The sequence below is a fragment of the Pseudomonas ceruminis genome (genome assembly GCF_021602025.1).
GTDB classification, from domain to species: Bacteria; Pseudomonadota; Gammaproteobacteria; order Pseudomonadales; family Pseudomonadaceae; genus Aquipseudomonas; species Aquipseudomonas ceruminis.
In genome coordinates this window covers 1-715 of sequence record NZ_BQHW01000076.1, presented here as the reverse complement: position 1 = coordinate 715, position 715 = coordinate 1, and the positions used below count along the sequence as shown (strand labels likewise).

Below are 715 nucleotides of genomic sequence, written 5' to 3'. Positions count from 1 at the left end.
CACTATTTGCTGCATTGCCAACCTGACAAGCGATTCCAAGTCGGCCGAGATAGGCTGTTTCAGGTCTTGGGAGAGCGCCGTTTGCTGGTGCTGCCCAAGCGGGCATACCACAAGACAACACAGAGCTTTCATCGCTTCTACCGCCATCCCAACTTAATCAAGCCCGGTCCAAGCCAAGTCGTTCCGACAAGGCCGGAGCACGTCTGGGTTGCCGACATTACATATCTGCCCGCACGTAACGGCCCGCTGTACCTGAGCCTGGTAACGGACGCGTACTCCAGGAAAATTGTTGGTCACCACGTCCATGAAAGCCTGCATGCCGAGTCAGTAGCGCAAGCCTTCAAGCAGGCCTTACGAAAGCGAGGTCGTTGCCAGCCATTAGTCCACCATTCGGATCGAGGCATCCAATATTGCTCGGCGCTATACCAGTCACTGCACCAACGGCACGGCGTTCAGTGCTCCATGACTGATGGGTATGACTGCTACCAGAACGCGCTGGCTGAGCGAATCAACGGAATCCTCAAGATGGAGCTGCTATTGAGCAGCCCTGAGGATCTGGAACAAGCGAGACAGATGGTTGATGAGGCAGTGCAGATCTACAACACAGAACGGCCCCATATGGCCCTGAAAAACAAAACGCCCGATGCGGTGCATCGGGCGTTTTGAGGCCTATCGGCCTACCTGAACAGGTGTAAACCTATTTCAGGACTAGACA

1 protein-coding gene is annotated in these 715 nt (G+C 54.8%); it reads left to right on the top strand.

Going from position 1 to position 715, the window contains the following annotated elements:
* A partial coding sequence (locus L6D80_RS29860) for an IS3 family transposase (RefSeq protein ID WP_236183111.1) occupies positions 1 to 666 on the top strand: 666 nt, incomplete at its 5' end.
* Between the last annotated feature and the right edge of the window lie 49 nt (positions 667 to 715).